This window comes from Salinibacterium sp. ZJ70, assembly GCF_011751865.2.
Taxonomy (GTDB): Bacteria; Actinomycetota; Actinomycetes; order Actinomycetales; family Microbacteriaceae; genus Homoserinibacter.
Genome location: NZ_CP061770.1, coordinates 2,768,245 through 2,784,983, shown reverse-complemented (window position 1 = coordinate 2,784,983; position 16,739 = coordinate 2,768,245). Strand labels below are relative to the sequence as shown.

Below are 16,739 nucleotides of genomic sequence, written 5' to 3'. Positions count from 1 at the left end.
TGAGCGCCCGCGTAGACTCACCGGCCTGATCGTGGTGGGGCTGCTCGCTGTGGGAGGGTCCTATTTTGCCGGGTACGGTGTCGCCAGCCAGCCGCGTTTGAGCGAGTCGCTCCAAGTCCGAGAGCCGATCCAAGTGACCGCGCAAATCGAGAAGCGAATCGTGGAAGCACCTCCAACCTTCACCGGAACCATTGTTGCGGGAAGGGAGATCGCCCTGTCTCCAGGCATCCTGCCCGACCCTTCGATCGTGACGCGCCAAGATCTCGCCGTCGGGGACAGGGTTGAATACGGCGACCTACTCGGCGTGGTTTCCGGATTCCCATACTTCGCCTTTCCCGTTACACCGCTGTACCGCGATCTCGAGCTGAAGATGAGGGGAGACGATGTCACCGCGTTCCAATCTTCACTCCGCGAGATCGGTTACAACGTGACCGTGACGGGTGTCATCGACTCTCAGACGCTTGCAGCTGTTGACAAGCTCTATGGACACAGCGATCTTGATGCGCCAAAAGGTCACGTCGAGTTTCGTTCTTTTCTCACCATCAACTCGCTTGGTCAGGTCGCGGAGGCGGCCCCAGTCGCGTCCACTGTTGGAGAAGACCAGCCGCTGATCCGGATGTCCGTGAGCGACCCGTCTGTGAGATTCCGCGCAGACGTCATCGACGCCAGCCGCCTAAGCGAGAACCAAGCCGTAACTCTTCATGCGGGAGCAGAAACGGCAGAGGGAGTCATCAGACACGTCGGCGAGCCGGATGCGGGAGGCGATGGAAAAAAGCCCGGCAGCGATGTCGTGGTCGAAACCGCCGACGAAGCGATACTGCAGCTCCCCGACGCTACGACTGTCGAAGTGAGGCTCGTTGACGGCGGGGGAGAGGAGGAACTCGCGGTCCCTGCGACAGCCATCCGGCAGGACACAGATGGGTACTATCTCCTCCCGGCTGCTCGCGGAGACGCGACGCCACCTCCACCCATACGCATCGAAATACTCGCGACCAATGGCGGATGGGTAGCCATCCGGGGTACCGAGATCGAACTCGGTCTAGAAGTGCGAGTAAACGGGTGACCAACGAAGTTCCCCTCCTCTCTGTATCGAACCTCACTCGTACGTTCGAGAACGGCGAGGTCGGACTCCGTTCAGCCACCTTTGACGTTTACAGAGGTGAGTTTGTTGCGATCGTCGGGCCCTCTGGCTCAGGCAAGACGACGTTACTGAACGTGCTGGGGCTGCTGGACACAGCCGACTCGGGTACGTACAAGATCGACGGGACCGATGTTGCGCAATTCTCTGGAACCGATCGAGACCGCACCCGCGGAGACAAGATCGGATTCGTTTTCCAGGCGGCCCACGCTCTAGATGACCGTGATGCTTTGTACAACGCAGCCCTGGTTTTGCGCGCACGAGGGGTTTCCCGACGAGAGAGAACAGAAAGAGCGTGGGCGGCGCTAGGGGAGTTTGGCATCCGGGACCGTTGGCGCGCCACGGCAAGCCAACTTTCGGGAGGGCAGCGTCAGAGACTGGCGATCGCGAGAGCCGTCGCAGGTGAGCCTGAGATCATCTTGGCCGACGAACCCACGGGAAGTCTGGACCGTAAGAGCGGTGAACTCGTCCTGGAATCGCTAAAGGCAGCAAACGCCCGAGGCCTCACCGTGATCTTGATCACACATGACCTGGATCTAGCGGCTAACGCCGACCGATTCATCACCATCAACGATGGAATCGCTACGGCCGACGCCTCCGATGCACGCAACCGTCGCACGCCACAAGGTAGCCGCTTCAAAAGCCAACCTCCGAGACGTCGGCCTGGTCAAGGCATTTGGGACGACGTCCTCGACGCTCTGTCGGCTGTGAGCGGCCGCCTACTTCGCACAGCGCTGCTCGTGGGCGCATTCGCGCTCGGAATAGGCGGGCTCGTTCTAGCGAGCGGACTCAGCGAATCCGCCGCAACGCAGGTATCGTCCCGCCTCACAGCGGCAGCGCTCAACGAAGTGCAAGTGACATTACCGAGCACACAGCAGTGGCTAGCGGCCGATGACTCCCGCTTCGATCAACTTGTAAACCGGATCAAGTCACTCCCGCATGTTGAAAGCGTCGGCTTCTTCGCGTCCATCCCGGCAGAAACCGCGCATGTCAGGAGATTCTGGGACAATGAGCCCGAACCCGAACGGGCCGTGACCCTCCTCACGGCTGACAGCACGTTCCTCCGGATGAGAGGCGTAGATCGCGGAGAGAACTCAGCACCACTCGAACTGCTCGACGACGCCCGCGCAACCGGCGTTGCTTGGGCAGGAAAGACCGCAGCCGCCAATCTGGACCTCGCCTCGCCCGGCACTGGATCATCGCTCCGAGCATTGCACCAACGTGTCGACCTCGTTGGAACACTGGATAGCAAAGACGGAACTGCTCAAGAGTCCTCGAGCTGGGTAGTCGTTTCGAAGGACCTCCTAGCAGACGCTGAAAATTTGCGCGTGACGGTGGTCGTTCGGACAGAGATGGGATACCCAGCGGCGGTTGCCGATGCGATCCCACTCGCGCTCGATCCCGCCAACCCAGGTCAGTTCGGCATTCAAACCGTCGCAGATCTGAGGGATCTCCAGGTCGGCGTCTCCGACGATCTGGGCGGTTTTGTGCTTGCCCTCTCGCTGATCCTTCTTCTGCTCGCGACCGCCAGCGCCAGCGCCACCATGTACCTTTCCGTTCAATCAAGACGTACGGAGATCGGTCTTCGACGAGCAGTTGGGGCAACCAAGGCAAGCATCGCTCGCCAGTTTTTGGCGGAGGGCGCATGCGTCGGCCTGCTCGGAGGCGCCGTCGCTTCCTCCCTAGGGGCCGCAGGAATACTCCTCATATGCAATCTTCGAAACTGGGAGCCGACCTTCTCTCTCACCCTGATCCCCACTGCGCTGATAGTAGGTGTCGCGAGCGGGGTATTCAGCGCAGTTTTGCCGGCACTCGTGGCAAGCCGCCAGGACCCCGCAGTATCGTTAAGGTCATCCTGACAAGCCGCAAGAGGGCCCACCGATAACCGCACTCTGGTCTTCTCTGCAGGAAGCTGTACAAAGGCTCGTTGGATTTGATCCGACCGTAGAGCCGATCGGCGTTCGCCTCACGAACTTTCGCATTGCTTCAATCGCGCTGGTCGATGAGTTGACGGACTGGGATGGTCTCGACACCTGGTTGGAGGCAGAGCGCGTTCTCGGAGCAACATTGGGGCGGCAGGTGATGGAAGCCGCGAAGCCGGACGACAGTGTGGAGCAGCGTCTCCAGAATCTGGATCCGCTCATCAGCTGGACCCAGGCTCTTAGCCAAAACCTCCGTCTGTTTCGTAAGAGCGGGTACGACAAGGTCGTGTTGTCCCAATTGCAAGCTGAATCGGCCTGACTTTCGTTCCGTTCTTCAAGCATTGATGGAACTCAATGAACAGGAAGTATTCGCCGGAGATGCGTGAGCGGGCGTTGCGGATGCTCGCGGAGACGCGGCCGGAGCACCCGAACATGATGAGCGCGGTCCGTCACGTCGCCGGTCTGCTCGGGATGAGCCCGGAGACGCTGCGGCTCTGGCAGCGCCGCTACGAGGTCGACGCCGGCACCAAGCCCGGCGTCACCACCGACGCCGTCGCCAGGATCAAGCAGCTGGAGAAGGAGGTCTCGGAGTTGCGGAAGGCGAACGAGATCCTCAAGGCTGCGAGCGTGTTTTTCGCGAAGGAGCTCGACCGCCCCTGACCGAGATGATCCGGTTTATCGACGAGCACCGGGATCGTTTCGGGGTCGAGCTCATCTGCCGTGTCCTCCGACCGGCAGTGCAGGGCTTCCTCACCTCCCGCGGATACCGCGCCGCGAGAGATCGCGCCCCATCCGCCCGGCAGCTGCGCGACGACCTTCTCGTTCCGGAGGTCGCCAGGCTGCATGCGGAGAACTACGGCGTCTACGGGCGGCGGAAGATGCATGCGCTGATGCGCCGGCAAGGCTGGGACATCGGCCGCGACCAGACCGAGCGGCTGATGCGGCTGGTCGGGGTGCGTGGGGTGAAGAAGTCGAAGCGGGTGTTCACGACGAAGACTGATCGGACGCAGTCGCTGCCGCAGGATCTCGTCAACCGGAGGTTCACGGCCGACGGCCCGCGCCGGCTCTGGGTCTGCGACGTGACCTACGTCGCGACATGGTCTGGGTTCGCCTATGTCGCGTTCGTCACCGACGTCTATTCGAGGCGGATCGTGGGATGGAACGTCGCCGCCACGCTCAAGGCCGAGATACTGCCACTGCAGGCGCTCGATATGGCCGCGTGGGACGCTGGCGGCGACCTCACCGGGCTGACCCACCACTCCGACCACGGCTCGAACTACATGGCGATGGTCTACACCGACCGGGTCGTCGAACTCGGCGCCGTCCCCTCCACCGGAACCGTCGGGGACAGCTTTGATAACGCGATGGCCGAGGCGGTGAACAACCTCTACAAGACCGAGCTCATCCGTCAGCGCGGCCCCTGGCGCACCGTCGAGCAGGTCGAACTCGCGACCCTCGAATGGGTGTGGTGGTGGAACAACTCACGACTCCACGGAGAGCTCGACATGCGCACCCCAATCGAGGCCGAGAACGCGTACTACGCTGACCTGGAATCAGCCCGGCCGGCGCCTGCCGGACAAGGCTCCCGATAGGAACGAAAGTCAGGCCGATTCAACGAGCGCTGGAGGTCAACCACGGCGCCTGTTCATCCGGCGGGTGGTCTAGGTTGCGTGAGAAAAGTCTCAACTAGCTTGAGAACTCACACACACATTGAGGGGCTGACGGGAATCGAACCCGCGCTATCTGCTTGGGAAGCAGAAGTTCTGCCATTGAACTACAGCCCCGAAGCCGCAAGCGGCTACAACTCACAGCCTATAAGAGCGTCAGCGGATATCCACCGCATTCCGCAGGGCGCTCCCATCCGACTCACCTTGCTGTTCACCCTCACCCGAAAGAAGGACCCCATGAAGAACCCCGCCCGAACCCTCGCCGTGCCGTTCGTTCTCGCAGTCTCGCTCGCTCTCGCCGGTTGCGCGGGCCCGTCCGCACCTGCAGGAGATGGTGGCTCCGGCTCCGCGGCGGTCGAGGTCGACGAAGGACTTTTCACGGTCGACGTCACCATCGCGCGGTCGCTGCTCGACGCACAGAACACGATGACCGACGGGGAGATCGAAGCGGCTGCAGCCGAGAAGGGAATGGCGGCGAAGGTCGCCGGCGACACGGTCACCTACACGATGACCAAGGCGCAGCGCGATGACATGCTCGCGCAGATGCGCGAATCTGCGGCTGCGGGAGTCGACGAACTCGTCGCGGACGACAGCAACTCCCTGACGGGTGTCGAGGTCGACGATGACCTGACCCACTTCCGTGTCTCGGTCGACGGCGCCCGCTACTCGCCGTTTGAGGCGTTCCTCGTTCTCGGCTTCTACATGCAGGGCGCGCTCTACCAGCAGTTCTCGGGGGTGGGCGTCGATGACGTCGACGTGGTGGTCGAGTTCATCGATGACGCCACCGGTGAGGTAATCGAGACCGGCACCTACAAGGAGATGCGCGCGAACCTCGAAGGCTGACGCGGGCCCGGTTCCCCCCGACCGGTACTCTCGGATCATGCTTCTCAGCGACCGCGACATCGCCGCCGAACTCGACGCAGGCCGCATCGGCCTCGACCCCCTCGATCGCAGCATGATCCAGCCGTCGAGCGTCGACGTGCGTCTCGACCGCTTCTTCCGGTTGTTCGACAACCACAAGTACCCCTACATCGACCCGGCCGAGGAGCAGCCCGAGCTCACGCGCCTCGTCGAGGCCAAGCCGGGAGAGCCGTTCATCCTGCACCCCGGTGAGTTCGTGCTCGGCTCGACGTTCGAGCTGGTGACGCTGCCGGATGACGTCGCGGCGCGCCTCGAAGGCAAGAGCTCGCTCGGGCGACTCGGCCTGCTGACCCACTCGACCGCCGGATTCGTCGACCCCGGATTCTCCGGTCACGTGACGCTCGAGCTCAGCAACGTCGCGACGCTGCCGATCAAGCTGTGGCCGGGCATGAAGATCGGCCAGCTGTGCTTCATCCGCACGAGCTCGCCCGTCGACAACCCCTACGGCTCGGGCCCGTACGGCAACCGCTACCAGGGCCAGCGCGGCCCGACGGCGTCGCGTTCGTGGCAGAACTTCGTGCACACGGATGTGACGATCAGCGACGCGGGCGCACCGGGCGAGTAGCCCTCAGGCTGCCGGCCAGGCAGCCACCTGCAGGGTGAACCACGGGCTGAAGGCGAACGGCGCGGCCTCCGTGGCGGTGCGCACTGCGAGCGGGTCGGCCCACGCCCACTCGGCCACCTCATCCTTCGAGGGGTTCGGGTCGACGTCGGCGATCGCGCGGAACACCGGGCAGATCTCGTTCTCGACGATGCCGTTCGCATCCATCGCCATGTAGCGGAAGTGCGGCAGAACGACCTCGACGTCGCGCACCGCAAGACCGAGCTCCTGCTCGGCGCGGCGCACGATCGCGTCGACGGCGTTCTCGCCGGGGGCAGGGTGGCCGCAGAAGGCGTTCGTCCAGACGCCGGGGAAGGTGTCCTTGGTGAGCGCGCGGCGCGTCATCAGCAGACGACCCGCGGGGCTGAACACGTGGCACGAGAAGGCGAAGTGCAGCGGCGTGTTCGTGGAGTGCACGGTGGCCTTCGGCGCGGTGCCGATCGGCGTGCCGTCGTTGTCCATCAGGATGACGTACTCGGTGGCGTCTGCGGTCGTCATGGGGGGTGTCTGCCTCACGTGGTCGATGCGGATGCGCTCGCCGGCGGCGACCCTGCGGTCAGCCTAGCGGCGGCCGTGCGAGCCGCTCACTGCGACTCGTCGAGGTTCTCGGCGATGCGCCGCAGTCCGGCGATCATCACCTCCTCCTCCTCGGGGCTGATGCCGGCGAGGGCGGAGGCGCGCAGTTCGGCGACGGTCGCCGACATCCGGCGCAGCGCATCCGAGCCGTGCTCTGTGAGCTCGAACTGATCGGCGTCGCCCGAGACCCACCTGCTCTCGACGAGCTCGAGCACAGCCGACTCGGGCGTCTCGTCTTCGTCGGCAGGCGGCAGCCCTTCGGAGCTCTGCTGCAGGGTGGCGAGAGGCGCGGGCGCCTCTTCGAGGACGGTGAGCACTCGCCATTGGATGCGGGTGACGCCGTGTTCGTCGAGGACTGATGCAATGCGTGCCTGCACCAGGCGCTCGACCAGGCTGAGCCAGTATGCGAGAGGTGCCTCCATGCCCTCACGTTAGACCGCGAGGGCGCGGAGGTGAACCCCCTTAAGACTCCACGCGCGCGGGCGGGCGCACGAAGCAGAGCAGCACGAACCCGACGGCCAGCACGAGGGCGATGCCGAGGATGCCATAGAGCGTCTGGTTGGCGGCGGCGGCGATGAACACGCCCCACAGCAGCGATGCCATCCATCCGGTGGCGCGCCCCGTCGTGGCGTAGAGGCCGAAGACCTCGCCCTCGTGGCCGGCTGGGGTGACGCGCGCGAGGAAGCTGCGGGAGGCCGCCTGCGCGGGGCCGACGAACGCAGCCAGCACGATGCCCGCGACCCAGAACAGCAGATTGCCCAGTCCGGCGCCGATGAACACAGTGAGACAGCACACGACGAGGCCGCCGATCGCAACCAGGATGACGGGTTTCGGCCCGAATCTGTCGTCAAGCCGGCCGGCGAGGATCGTGGAGACGCCTGCGACCAGGTTGAGCACGATGCCGAAGAGGACCAGCTCGATGAACTTGAAGCCGAACACCTGGGCGGCGATCACCGCGCCGAACGTGAAGACGGCCGAGAGGCCATCGCGGTACACCGCGCTCGCGAGCAGGAACCAGAAGGTGTGGCGCGCGTCCCTCCACAGGCGCGCGATGCTGCGGCCCAGTTCGACGTACCCCATGAAGAAGTTGACCTTCTTGATGCCGCCGACCTTCTCGGGCTCGGGGACGGCCTTCAGGATCGGGATCGAGAAGATGATCGTCCACACGGCGCCGCCGAGCGCGATGAGCTGGAAGCTGAATCCGTTGTCGAAGTCGAGCACGCCCGCGAGGTTGAGCGCGACGATGACGATGAGCGCGATGATGCCGCCGAGGTAGCCGAAACCCCATCCCAACCCGGATACCTTGCCGACCGTGCGAGGAGTGGAGACCGACACGAGCAGAGCGTTGTAGGAGACGCCGGCGATTTCGCCGAAGACGCTTCCCATCGCGATCAGCACGACGCCCATCCAGAACATGTCGGGAGTCGCCGACACGAAGAACATCCCGAGCTGGGCGAGCACGAGCAGCCCGGTGAAGACCGCCAGCGAGAGCTTGGTGCGACCTGCCGCGTCAGCACGCTGGCCGAGCACTGGTGCGAGAAGCGCGATCAGGACTCCGGCGGCGGTGATACCCCAGCCGAGTTGCACGGCGAGACTGCCGAGGTCGGTGCAGTAGGCGCTGAGCGAGTTGCTCCCGTCGCACCCCAGGATGTTGCCTTCGGCGTCGCGGTCTGCCGCGGCCACCACCGCGGGGTCGAGGAAGAAGTCGGTGGTGAGGAAGAGCGGAACCCACACGAAGGTGAGCAGCACCGTGTTGAACGGCTGTGTCGCCCAATCCCAGAGGGCCCACGCGAAGATGCGACGGCGGGGAACGTCCGCGTTCTCTCGCAGGTCGAGACCCATGACGCGCACGGCGCCGGTCCGTGCCGTGGGAGGGGGTGTTGCAGGGCGGTTGTCCGTCATGAGGCGCACGCTACTTCCGTGAATTGAACTTCCGGTAACTCCGTTGTCCCGGAACCACATGTGCACGCTACCCCGCGCGACATCCGTTGGCGTGACGAGGTGCCACACCCGTTCGGGGGCCGGAGTGGGGCGCGCCGTGGTGGGTCAGCGGGAGAGCCCGGCAGGCGCGTCAGTCTCGAAGTGCGTAGGTGTGCGTGAACAGCGTCCCGCATCGGTCGGTGGCGCTGATGGTGAAGCGGGCCGTGAACCGGGAGTTGTCGACTGCCCACTCGTATTGCGCGGTTGTGTAGTCGAGGATGCCAGCGGCTTCGGCGGAGTCGCGCCGGAGCTGCTCGATCTCTGCCATGGTGCGCACGTCATACGTGATCGGTTCGGCAGGAGTGAGCACGTCAGTCTCCACGGCGAACGTCTCTGTCCAGGCGATGTTCGTGTAGACGAACGGCGCCGTGCCGCGTTCGACGCGGGAGCCGTCGACGGTGTCGAACCAGCGGAGAACGGCGTCCTGATAGGCGTACTCGGTGAGCCGCATGACCGCGCCGAATTCGGCGAATTCGGCACGGATGGCGGCGTCGATGCCAGCGACGCCGTTGACGCCGCTTGGCGCGCGGCCCCAGGCGGGCTGCAGGTTGGCGAGGTCGATGGTGAAGTCGGTGGTGCACGCGGGCGGGGTCGGTGCCGAGGTCGGTGTCGGCGGGACTGTCGGTGTCGGCGGGGGCGGCGCGACATCCGTCGTGCAGCTCGGATCGGCGAGGTTGGCAGCGAATGCGGGGCTCGCGCTCGTGCCGGTCAGGGCGAGGGCTCCTGCGAGCACGAGCGCGGTGAGCGCTGCGCCGCGCCCGGAAGCCGACACCACGCGGCGCATCAGCAGGAGCGCGACGCCTGCCAGAACCGCGAGCACCCCGAGCGCGACAGCGCTGATCAGGAGGGGGTGTCGGCGAGCCTGGATGCTTCCTGCCTGCTCGCTCGGGCGCTCGTGAAGTTGAGTCACCACGACTCAACCCGATTGACATCCCGCGAACGGCGACGCAAACTTGATACAGCGCGACTCAACCTATGCGCGCTCCCCGAACATCAAGGAGACCCCTCATGGGACGAGCTGTCGGAATCGACCTCGGAACGACCAACTCGGTCGTGGCCGTTCTCGAAGGTGGAGAACCCACCGTCATCGCCAACGCCGAAGGCTTCCGCACGACCCCGTCGGTCGTCGCGTTCACGAAGGACGGCGAGGTGCTCGTCGGCGAGACCGCGAAGCGCCAGGCCGTCACCAACGTCGACCGCACCATCGCATCCGTCAAGCGCCACATGGGCACCGACTGGAAGCAGGATATCGACGCCAAGAAGTACACGCCGCAGGAGATCTCGGCGCGCATCCTCCAGAAGCTCAAGCGCGACGCCGAGCAGTACCTCGGCGAGCCGGTCACCGACGCGGTCATCACCGTCCCCGCGTACTTCAACGACGCCGAGCGTCAGGCCACCAAGGACGCCGGCGAGATCGCCGGCCTCAACGTGCTGCGCATCATCAACGAGCCCACCGCCGCCGCCCTCGCGTACGGCCTCGACAAGGGCAAGGAAGACGAGCTCATCCTCGTCTTCGACCTCGGTGGCGGAACGTTCGACGTCTCCCTCCTCGAGGTGGGCAAGGACGACGACTTCTCCACCATCCAGGTGCGCGCCACCGCCGGTGACAACCGCCTCGGTGGTGACGACTGGGACCAGCGCATCGTCGAGTACCTGATCAAGCGCTTCAAGGACACCACCGGCATCGACGTCTCCAAGGACAAGATCGCCCTCCAGCGCCTCAAGGAAGCCGCCGAGCAGGCCAAGAAGGAGCTCAGCTCCTCCACGTCCACGACGATCCAGCTCCCGTACTTCTCCTACGGCGAGAACGGCCCCGCCAACCTCGACGAGACGCTCACCCGCGCCCAGTTCGAGCAGATGACGGCCGACCTGCTCGACCGCACCAAGAAGCCCTTCGAAGACGTCATCCGCGAAGCCGGCGTGAAGGTCTCCGACATCGCGCACGTCGTGCTCGTCGGCGGATCGACCCGCATGCCCGCCGTCACCGAGCTCGTCAAGAAGCTCACGGGCGGCAAGGAGCCCAACAAGACCGTCAACCCGGACGAGGTCGTCGCCATCGGCGCCGCGCTCCAGGCTGGCGTGCTGAAGGGCGAGCGCAAGGACGTCCTCCTCATCGACGTCACCCCCCTGAGCCTCGGCATCGAGACCAAGGGCGGCATCATGACGAAGCTCATCGAGCGCAACACCGCCATCCCCACCAAGCGCAGCGAGACCTTCACGACCGCCGACGACAACCAGCCGTCGGTCGCCATCCAGGTCTTCCAGGGTGAGCGCGAGTTCACCCGCGACAACAAGGCGCTCGGCACCTTCGAGCTGACGGGCATCGCCCCCGCTCCGCGCGGCGTCCCGCAGATCGAGGTCACCTTCGACATCGACGCGAACGGCATCGTGCACGTCTCCGCGAAGGACAAGGGCACCGGCAAGGAGCAGTCGATGACGATCACCGGCGGCTCGTCGCTGCCGAAGGACGACATCGACCGCATGGTGCGCGAGGCCGAAGAGCACGCCGCCGAAGACAAGGCGCGTCGCGAATCGGCCGAGGTGCGCAACAACGCCGAGCAGCTCGTCTACTCGCTCGAGAAGCTCATCTCCGAGAACGAGGACAAGATCGCCGGTCCGGTGCGCACCGAGGTGCAGGCCGACATCGACGAGCTCAAGACCGCGCTGCAGGGCGAGGACGACTCCGCGATCAAGTCGGCCTTCGAGAAGCTCAATGCCAGCCAGACGAAGCTCGGCGAGGCGATCTACGCCGCCGGCCAGGAGGCCCCCGCCGGTGCCCCGACGGCCGACGCGACCGCATCCGGATCCGATGAGGATGTCGTGGATGCCGAGATCGTCGACGACGAAGACGACAAGAAGTAGTCATGGTCGACGAGATGAACGAGGGCGAAGAGCCCACCGTCAACGACAAGCGCAAGATCGATCCCGAGACGGGCGAGCCCCGTGCTCACGCCGCCGACCAGGCTCCGACCGAGGGCGACGGGTTGAGCGACGAGGATCTCGCACTGCTCGCGGATGCCGAGAAGGATCTGGTCGCCGAGTACCGCGAGATCGCAGCGCGGGCACAGGCCGACCTGGCGAACTTCCGCACCCGTGTGGAGCGCGACCGCGCTGCCAACCGCGAGGCGGTCATCGCCGAGGTCATCCGTTCGCTCATCCCGGTGATCGACGACCTCGACCTGGCGGACGCGCACGGCGACCTCGAAGAGGGGTCGGCGCTCGCGATCGTCGCGCAGAAGCTGCGCGGAGGGTTCGAGAAGTACGGACTCCGGCGGGTGGGTGTCGTGGGCGAGCCCTTCGACCCCAACATCCACGAGGCGGTCGTGCACGTGCCCGACCCCGAGGCCGAGCCCGACACCGTCAAGGACGTCATCCAGATCGGTTACGCGCTCGGTGAGCGACTGATCCGCGCCGCCAAGGTCGCGGTCGTCGCCCCGACCGAGTAACCACGAGTGCGAAGGGAGTCCGATGGCCAGCCAGGACTGGTTCGATAAGGACTTCTACAAGGTGCTCGGCGTTTCGAAGGATGTCTCCGAGGCCGAGCTGAAGAAGGTGTACCGCAAGCTCGCGCGGCAGTATCACCCGGACTCCAACCCGGGTGACGCGGCCGCCGAGGCGCGGTTCAAGGAGATCAGCGAGGCGTACACCGTGCTGTCGGATCCCGAGCAGCGGTCTGAATACGATCAGATCCGCGCGATGGGATCCGGCGCACGGTTCACCTCCGGCGGCGCTGGCGGTGCCGGCGGGTTCGACGACGTCTTCGGCGGGATGTTCACCCAGGCAGGTGGTGGCCGCGGCCGCGCGAGCTACGCCTCCGCGGGCGGATTCGAGGATCTGCTCGGAGAGATGTTCGGTGGTGGCGGCGGCGGATTCGGCGGCGCCCCGGGCGGCTTCCGCTACGGACCGACGAAGGGCGCCGACATCACGGCGTCGACGACGCTCGACTTCGCGACCGCCATCCACGGCGACACCGTCACCCTGCAGCTGCCGGGTGGGGCCTCCACGAAGGTGAAGATCCCCGCGGGGGTCGCTGACGGGCAGAAGATCAAGCTGCGCGGCAAGGGGCAGCCGAGCCCGAACGGGGGAGACCCGGGTGACCTCATCCTCACGGTGAGCGTGCGCCCGCATCCCGTGTTCGAGCGCGACGGGCTGAACCTGCGCATCGATGTGCCGATCACGTTCGCCGAGGCCGCGCTCGGCGCCACGATCGAGGTGCCGACGTTCGACGGAAAGCCGGTGCGGCTGAAGGTCGCCCCCGGTACGCCGAGCGGTCGAGTGCTGCGCGTGAAGGGCCGTGGTGTCGCCACGTCGAAGGGCACCGGCGACCTGCTCGCGACGGTGCAGGTGGTGGTGCCGGCCCACCTCAGCCACGATGCCAAGAAGAAGCTGCAGGCGTTCGCTGCCGCGCTGCCCGACGAGAACCCGCGGGCCGACCTGATCCAGAAGGCCGGAGGCTGATGGACGAGTCGACCCCGCTGTTCGCGATCGCGGTGGCGGCGGAGCTCGCGGGGATGCATCCGCAGACGCTGCGGCAGTACGACCGGATGGGGCTCGTGCAGCCGCAGCGCACCCCCGGCCAGTCGCGGCGCTACTCGATGCGCGACATCGTGCAGCTGCGTGAGATCGCGCGGTTGTCGGCGGAGGGGCTCAATCTGGAGGGGATCCGTCGGATCCTGGAGCTGGAGAACCAGGTGCTCGCGCTCTCGAACCGCGTGCGCGAACTCGAGTCGGCGCTCGCCGACGAGATGCTCGCTCGCTCGGGCCGCCGCGTGTTCGCCGCGGGATCGGAGGGCGAGGTCATCTCGCTCAAGGCGGGCACGCGCGTGCGCAAGCAGAACCAGCTGGTCGTGTGGCGTCCGCTGCGCCCGCAGTCGTGAGCGACCTCGACGCGCTGCTCGGCTCGCTCTCCCGTGAGCCCGACATCGGCGCGGAGGATCTGCGCGCGTGGGATGTCGCCGATCGCTATCTGCTGGATCTCGCAGCAGAGCGGTTTCCGGACGCGCTGCGCGGTGAGGTGGTCGTCGTCGATGACACGCATGGGGCGCTCGCGCTCGGTGCGGCCGCGCTCGGTGCGTCTGCCGTGCGCGTGCACCAGGATTCGATCATCGCCAGGCGCGCGCTCGCCGCGAATGCCGCGCGGCTCGGGGTTGCGGCACCCGAGCACGTGTCGCTTCCGGAGCTCGTCACCCCGCAGACGACCCTCGCTCTCGTGCGGCTGCCGAAGTCGCTTGATCGCCTCGACGCGATCGCGCGGGCGCTCGCACACCAGGCGTCCCCGGGGCTCGTCGTTGTCGCCGGCAACCGCGTGAAGCACATGACGCCCACCCAGAACCCGGTGCTCGGGGCGGCGTTCGAGCGCGTCGACGTGGCTCCGGCCCGCCAGAAGGCCCGCGTGCTCATCGCCTCCGGGCCCGTGGCGTCATCTCTCGCCGAGCCCGTGCGTGCCGAGGCGGGCGCGGGCGTCGAGGTCGTCGCGCATCCCGGTGTCTTCGCCGGCGCCAACCTCGACATCGGCACGCGGGCGCTCATCGGCACCTTCGACTCGCTCCCGGAGTTCGCGGTCGCCGTCGACCTCGCGTGCGGCTCCGGCGTGCTCGCGACGCTGCTTGCGCGGCGGGCGCCGAGCGCTCGCGTGATCGCGTCCGACGTCTCGGAGATCGCCGTCGCCTCGACGCGCGACACGGCGCTCGCGAACGGTGTCGATGTGGAGGTTCATCAGGATGACGGCCTCGGATTCCTGCCCGACGCGAGCGTCGATCTCGTCGTGCTGAACCCGCCGTTCCACAGCGGATCGACGGTGACGCTCGAGCTCGCCGAGCGCCTGTTCGCCGACGCCGGGCGCGTACTCCGGCCGGGTGGCGAGCTGCGCGCGGTGTGGAACTCGCACCTCGGATACCGCCCGCTTCTCGAGCGCCTCGTCGGCCCCACGCGGCAAGTCGTGCGCACGCCGAAGTTCACGGTGACGGCGTCGACGAAGCGCTAGGGGGTCGTCGCCGCAGCCTCGCCGAACTCGATGTCGATCGTGATCTCGATGCTGCTCAAACGCGAGGCTGTGTGCGAGAACGACCCTCCGGCGCCGATCGCCTTGGCGGGACCGGCATTGGCGAGCTCCAGCGCCGCTCGGAAGTTTGTGTTCGATTCCTTGAGCCCGTTGGTGATCATCTGGAACCGGTGAATGAGGTTGTGGCCGCTCCGCATCTCGACGAGCAAGTTGAGTCGCTGGTCCGTGACGAGTCGTCTGCGCCGGATGTACTCGAGAGCTGCATCGGTGTCCGGGGCGCCGCCAGCGAACACATGCTCGCCCTTGATGGCGCGCTCCACCTTCTTCTCGACCCGGCGGCGGGTCTCGTTGTCGAGCTTGCCGATCGCGACCTTCGCCTTGGCCCCGGCGATCCACGTCGAGTCCGTCGCCTCAACTCTGACCTCTCCGTACGTCACTCTGGTGGCGCCGAGCAGTCGTGCCACGTTGGCCAAGGCGAGGTATTTTTCACTCGCGAAGGATTCGATCGCAGTGTCGGCGTACTCGAACGCTCGCTCCTGATAAGGATTCCTGACGAGCAGTGCGCCGCGCGCCAGCTGACCCGCTTCTCGGAGGAGGGTGCGAGTTGCGAGGACGGCCTGCGTGTTGAGTTCGGGCTCGGCGGCGAACGGAATGACCATCGCTTCGACGTCCTCGAGGAGCTGGACTGTCGCCGGATCGCGAGCGATCTCGTGGTAGGTCACGTCCTCGACGACGAGGATCGATCGGGGGAGCAGAGGACTGTCGTTCGAGGTCATGTCGGTTCCGTAGGGTCGGTCGCGCGGCGTCAGCCGCTAGTGGTTGCGTCGGATCTCGCGCCGGAGACGTTCGGCGTCGTCGATGGTGCTGAGGCTGCCGATGACGAGCTTCGCGCCGCGTAGCTTCACGAGCGCGACCTTGATGGCGTCGACGGATGCGACGCGACGGGCGAATGCGCGGGGGTGGCGCATCCAATCCGGGTCCGCGTCTGCCCACGTGCCGATGAGCATGACCGAGGGATGATGCCCGCCGGTCAGCCAGCTCGCGAGCACATCGACGTCGCTCTTGATGGCCGCGAGTTCGTCATGGTCGCCTGCGGCGACTCTGTCAGCGCGAAACAAGTACCAGACGCTTCCCGAGCCGTCGAAGGCCGTCTTCCAGTGCCCGTAGCCAAGCCCGGCGCCTCCCGGCAGGTCGCGGGGCACGGTGAACGGAACCAGGTGACCGTCTACCTCCAGCTCGAACTGCCCGCCGAGCGGAGACGCCGATGCAGGGAGCGCGTTGGTCACGCTCGGCTTCTGCAGTGTGGTCAGAAGCGCGGTCTTGCCCACGTGCTGGCGGCCGAGGATGGCGACGCGGGTCGCCGCGAGCTTCTTCGCGACGAGCGCGTCGCGCGTCTTGGCCCCCGCGACGACCGCACCACTCACGAGCGCGACGGCGCCGACTGCGAGCGGAATGAGAGGGAAAGGCACGTCGGCCTCCTTCACGGGTCGGTGATCGGACGCGACATCGCGGGCCGTCGCGTCGAGCGTACTGACGTACGTCCGACAGTGGATGCCCCAGAACGGGCGGGGATGGCTCTTCTGCCAGCCGCGAGGAGGTGGGGGCGCTTGGAACCCCACGGATGGGGCACTTGTGTCGTCGTCGTCGTCGCTCAGCCAAGGTGTACTCACTTCCCCGGACGGGGGAGTGAACCACCTCGCAATCGAAACCCGGATGGGCTTCTGGAACAGCGCATAGACGCGCACCTCTGAAGCCGACGCCACGTCGGCTTTTCGGTGCTCGATGAGCCCCACGGGCTCGCCGCCCATACCCAGATCCGCACGATCCGGAGCCATCTCGGCACTGTCGGCGGCTCGGGCTTCGTGAACCACTTCCTCTTAGCCACCTATCGCCTGCGCACCGACGTTCCGCGTCGCCCCGACTGGGCTGCGGC

Annotated in this window: 16 protein-coding genes, 1 tRNA gene and 1 other annotated feature; of the genes, 10 read left to right on the top strand and 7 right to left on the bottom strand. The window is 66.2% G+C overall.

What is annotated here, in order from left to right; genetic code table 11:
* Window positions 1-31: 31 nt before the first annotated feature.
* The 3 genes from HCR12_RS13225 to HCR12_RS13215 all read left to right on the top strand — a co-directional run bounded on the left by HCR12_RS13225 (window position 32) and on the right by HCR12_RS13215 (window position 4,652).
* Window positions 32-1,063, top strand: coding sequence for an efflux RND transporter periplasmic adaptor subunit (locus tag HCR12_RS13225; protein WP_167050762.1), 1,032 nt, complete (start codon window positions 32-34; stop codon window positions 1,061-1,063).
* Window positions 1,060-2,997, top strand: a complete 1,938-nt coding sequence (locus HCR12_RS13220) for an ABC transporter ATP-binding protein/permease (RefSeq protein ID WP_166869672.1) — start codon at window positions 1,060-1,062, stop codon at window positions 2,995-2,997. The genes HCR12_RS13225 and HCR12_RS13220 overlap by 4 nt, the downstream gene beginning before the upstream one ends.
* Before the next feature lie 417 nt (window positions 2,998-3,414).
* Window positions 3,415-4,652 (top strand): IS3 family transposase gene (locus HCR12_RS13215; RefSeq protein WP_166869729.1). Its coding sequence is split into 2 segments (ribosomal slippage): window positions 3,415-3,700 and window positions 3,700-4,652, totalling 1,239 coding nucleotides; the frame shifts between segments, so codons are not numbered across the junction.
* Window positions 3,687-3,790: a sequence feature (AL1L pseudoknot), on the top strand. It overlaps the preceding gene by 104 nt.
* A 121-nt stretch (window positions 4,653-4,773) precedes the next feature.
* On the opposite strand, the gene HCR12_RS13210 is transcribed toward HCR12_RS13215, so the two are convergent.
* A tRNA-Gly gene (locus HCR12_RS13210) sits at window positions 4,774-4,844 on the bottom strand.
* Between the two features lie 120 nt (window positions 4,845-4,964).
* On the opposite strand from HCR12_RS13210, the gene HCR12_RS13205 reads away from it, so the two are divergent.
* Complete coding sequence (locus HCR12_RS13205) at window positions 4,965-5,570, top strand: hypothetical protein (protein WP_166867166.1); 606 nt, start codon at window positions 4,965-4,967, stop codon at window positions 5,568-5,570.
* A gap of 37 nt (window positions 5,571-5,607) precedes the next feature.
* On the top strand, window positions 5,608-6,213 hold the full coding sequence (gene dcd, locus HCR12_RS13200) for a dCTP deaminase (protein WP_166867164.1): 606 nt from the start codon (window positions 5,608-5,610) through the stop codon (window positions 6,211-6,213).
* Between the two features lie 3 nt (window positions 6,214-6,216).
* On the opposite strand, the gene idi is transcribed toward dcd, so the two are convergent.
* The 4 genes from idi to HCR12_RS13180 form a co-directional block, all read right to left on the bottom strand.
* Complete coding sequence (idi, locus tag HCR12_RS13195; protein WP_166867162.1) at window positions 6,217-6,747, bottom strand: isopentenyl-diphosphate Delta-isomerase; 531 nt, start codon at window positions 6,745-6,747, stop codon at window positions 6,217-6,219.
* Window positions 6,748-6,833: 86 nt separating this feature from the next.
* Window positions 6,834-7,247, bottom strand: a complete 414-nt coding sequence (locus HCR12_RS13190; RefSeq protein ID WP_166867160.1) for a MarR family winged helix-turn-helix transcriptional regulator — start codon at window positions 7,245-7,247, stop codon at window positions 6,834-6,836.
* Between the two features lie 40 nt (window positions 7,248-7,287).
* Window positions 7,288-8,727, bottom strand: coding sequence for an MFS transporter (locus HCR12_RS13185; protein ID WP_166867158.1), 1,440 nt, complete (start codon window positions 8,725-8,727; stop codon window positions 7,288-7,290).
* Between the two features lie 169 nt (window positions 8,728-8,896).
* Window positions 8,897-9,718, bottom strand: coding sequence for a hypothetical protein (locus HCR12_RS13180; RefSeq protein ID WP_166867156.1), 822 nt, complete (start codon window positions 9,716-9,718; stop codon window positions 8,897-8,899).
* Window positions 9,719-9,813: 95 nt separating this feature from the next.
* Between HCR12_RS13180 and dnaK the strand changes: the two genes are divergently transcribed.
* Genes dnaK through HCR12_RS13155 form a run of 5 tightly spaced genes read left to right on the top strand, consistent with a single transcriptional unit; the run spans window position 9,814 to window position 14,788 of the window.
* Window positions 9,814-11,667, top strand: coding sequence for a molecular chaperone DnaK (gene dnaK / locus HCR12_RS13175; protein WP_166867154.1), 1,854 nt, complete (start codon window positions 9,814-9,816; stop codon window positions 11,665-11,667).
* Between the two features lie 2 nt (window positions 11,668-11,669).
* Window positions 11,670-12,251: a nucleotide exchange factor GrpE gene (locus tag HCR12_RS13170; protein WP_166867152.1), complete on the top strand. Its 582-nt coding sequence runs from the start codon at window positions 11,670-11,672 to the stop codon at window positions 12,249-12,251.
* A gap of 22 nt (window positions 12,252-12,273) precedes the next feature.
* Window positions 12,274-13,263 carry a DnaJ C-terminal domain-containing protein gene (locus HCR12_RS13165; protein WP_166867150.1) on the top strand — a complete coding sequence of 330 codons (990 nt, stop codon included), beginning with the start codon at window positions 12,274-12,276 and terminating at the stop codon, window positions 13,261-13,263.
* Complete coding sequence (locus HCR12_RS13160) at window positions 13,263-13,682, top strand: heat shock protein transcriptional repressor HspR (RefSeq protein ID WP_166867147.1); 420 nt, start codon at window positions 13,263-13,265, stop codon at window positions 13,680-13,682. Before HCR12_RS13165 ends, HCR12_RS13160 begins: the two co-directional genes overlap by 1 nt.
* Entirely contained in the window at window positions 13,679-14,788 is a 1,110-nt protein-coding gene (locus HCR12_RS13155; protein WP_166867145.1) for a class I SAM-dependent methyltransferase, read from the top strand. Before HCR12_RS13160 ends, HCR12_RS13155 begins: the two co-directional genes overlap by 4 nt.
* Here HCR12_RS13155 and HCR12_RS13150 read toward each other — a convergent pair.
* Both HCR12_RS13150 and HCR12_RS13145 read right to left on the bottom strand, forming a co-directional pair.
* Complete coding sequence (locus tag HCR12_RS13150) at window positions 14,785-15,582, bottom strand: hypothetical protein (protein ID WP_166867143.1); 798 nt, start codon at window positions 15,580-15,582, stop codon at window positions 14,785-14,787. The two genes, HCR12_RS13155 and HCR12_RS13150, sit on opposite strands and share 4 nt — an antisense overlap.
* Before the next feature lie 36 nt (window positions 15,583-15,618).
* Window positions 15,619-16,275 (bottom strand): hypothetical protein, encoded by a 657-nt coding sequence (locus HCR12_RS13145; RefSeq protein WP_166867141.1) that lies wholly within the window; start codon window positions 16,273-16,275, stop codon window positions 15,619-15,621.
* Window positions 16,276-16,739: the final 464 nt, after the last annotated feature.

Bases quoted from the DNA above. Each gene is read 5' to 3' on its own strand.
- HCR12_RS13205 (WP_166867166.1), top strand. From the start codon at position 4,965: ATGAAGAACCCCGCCCGAACCCTCGCCGTGCCGTTCGTTCTCGCAGTC.
- dcd (WP_166867164.1), top strand. From the start codon at position 5,608: ATGCTTCTCAGCGACCGCGACATCGCCGCCGAACTCGACGCAGGCCGC.
- idi (WP_166867162.1), bottom strand. From the start codon at position 6,747: ATGACGACCGCAGACGCCACCGAGTACGTCATCCTGATGGACAACGAC.
- HCR12_RS13190 (WP_166867160.1), bottom strand. From the start codon at position 7,247: ATGGAGGCACCTCTCGCATACTGGCTCAGCCTGGTCGAGCGCCTGGTG.
- HCR12_RS13185 (WP_166867158.1), bottom strand. From the start codon at position 8,727: ATGACGGACAACCGCCCTGCAACACCCCCTCCCACGGCACGGACCGGC.
- dnaK (WP_166867154.1), top strand. From the start codon at position 9,814: ATGGGACGAGCTGTCGGAATCGACCTCGGAACGACCAACTCGGTCGTG.
- HCR12_RS13170 (WP_166867152.1), top strand. From the start codon at position 11,670: ATGGTCGACGAGATGAACGAGGGCGAAGAGCCCACCGTCAACGACAAG.
- HCR12_RS13165 (WP_166867150.1), top strand. From the start codon at position 12,274: ATGGCCAGCCAGGACTGGTTCGATAAGGACTTCTACAAGGTGCTCGGC.
- HCR12_RS13160 (WP_166867147.1), top strand. From the start codon at position 13,263: ATGGACGAGTCGACCCCGCTGTTCGCGATCGCGGTGGCGGCGGAGCTC.
- HCR12_RS13150 (WP_166867143.1), bottom strand. From the start codon at position 15,582: ATGACCTCGAACGACAGTCCTCTGCTCCCCCGATCGATCCTCGTCGTC.